Raw genomic sequence first — 1,635 nt, forward strand, 5'->3', positions numbered from 1 at the left:
GCTTAGGTATGGACACGAAATTTCTCCCAGGGAAGCTGGCGAAACTGGGAGGCTTTCCCGGCGTGGCTCCTATGCTCGATCGGTGGGCAGCGTGGCGGCGGGGGCCGTTCCACGGGTACGTTTCGCGCGCTCGCGTTCACCGCCGCCGGCTCGATCGGTGGGCAGCGTGGCGGCGGGGGCCGTTCCCCTCGCCGCCGGGCGGGGGTTGTGTCTGGGCGCGGCTCATCTCCGCCGGTAGTCTCGTTCAGAATGGTTTCTACTTCAATCAGCTCCACGCCAGGAATCGGGCCCGCTTCGCTCATCTCGTGAAAGAGCATTCGCACGCCGTCAATGCCGTCGTCTCCAGCTTGTCGACCTTGCCGGGAACGGCCAAGCCGTTCTCATCGACGCGGGCCATGTCCCGCCTGCTCAACAACGAAGATATCCCCTTCTGCGCGCTCATCGAGCCGGCCCAGGACGCCGTCCGCGCCGATCTGGGAGCGACCCGGGGGGAATTCGTCCTGATCGTGCACGACTGGTGCATGTTCAACTTCAACCAGCACACCTCCAAGGCCGATCGCCTCGTCCGCTCGCATAAGAGCGACATGGGCTACGAACTCGGCACGGCGCTGGCCATCGACGCCGCCGACGGCCGCCCGCTGGGGCCGATGGAGTTCCGCCTCCGCACCGGCGCGGGGATGCTCTCCACTCGCGTCGGCGGGGCGGACCTGCCTCGTGGCCACGTCGACGAGATCGCCGCCGTCATGGGCGATGCCCAGCGATGGGGCCTGCGCCGCCGGCTCGTCCATGTCATCGACCGCGAGGCCGACTCGGTGGGCCATTACCGCCAGTGGCACGCCGACGGCCATCGGTTCCTGGTCCGCTCCGACGAATCGCGGCTGGTCCGGCACGACGGCCGCGAGCGGAAGCTGGACGACGTGGTCGCCGACCTGCGGGGCCGGATGCAGGACGTGCGCGGCGCCATGGGCCTCCCCGAGGTCGTGATGATCGGCGGCAAGGCGGGGCGGGTGCGGGTCGCCGAGGCGGAGGTGATCCTGCATCGGCCGGCGCGGCACAACACCGGCGAGAAGACCGCCGGCGGCAGCAAGAAGCAGGTGGAGGTCCCGGGGCCGCCGCTGCCCCTGCGGCTGGTCGTGGTCCATGTGGTCGACGGATCGGGCGTCGTGCTGGCCGAGTGGCGGCTGCTGACGAACATCCCGGCCGAGGATGCCGACGCGGCGACGATCGGCCGCTGGTACGGCCATCGGTGGGGGATCGAGACTTATCATAAATTGCTCAAATCTTCCGGCATGAATGCGGAGCAGTGGCAGCAGCAGAGCGGTGAGGCGTTCCTGCGACGGCTCTGCGTGGCGAGCATGGCCTGCCTGACGGTCTGGCACCTGCAGCGCGAGGAGTCGGAAGAGGCCGCGAGGCTCCGCGAAACGTTGGTGCGGCTGTCGGGCCGGCAGATGAAGCACCGCGTCGAATCGACGGCACCGGCCCTGCTGGCAGGGCTCGAGCGGCTGCTGGCGATCGATGACCTGATGCGGCGCGAGGACCTGGAGGATATCCTGGCCCTCGCCCGCCGGGTCATCCCCCGCCTCTTCCCCGATCGCTCCGGATAGCCCGCTCGAATTTTCGTGTCCATACCTAAGC

The 1,635-nt window shown here is 68.7% G+C and carries 1 protein-coding gene; it reads left to right on the plus strand.

Annotated features, from left to right (window positions below; genetic code table 11):
• Positions 1-395 precede the first annotated feature (395 nt).
• Positions 396-1,604, plus strand: a complete 1,209-nt coding sequence (locus G6O54_RS36795) for a transposase (RefSeq protein WP_165236084.1) — start codon at positions 396-398, stop codon at positions 1,602-1,604.
• Positions 1,605-1,635 lie beyond the last annotated feature (31 nt).

Source organism: Aquisphaera insulae (assembly GCF_011064615.1).
In the GTDB taxonomy this organism is placed as follows: Bacteria; Planctomycetota; Planctomycetia; order Isosphaerales; family Isosphaeraceae; genus Aquisphaera; species Aquisphaera insulae.

Excerpts from the sequence above, each read along its gene's own strand:
- G6O54_RS36795 (WP_165236084.1), top strand. The coding sequence starts at position 396 with ATGTCCCGCCTGCTCAACAACGAAGATATCCCCTTCTGCGCGCTCATC.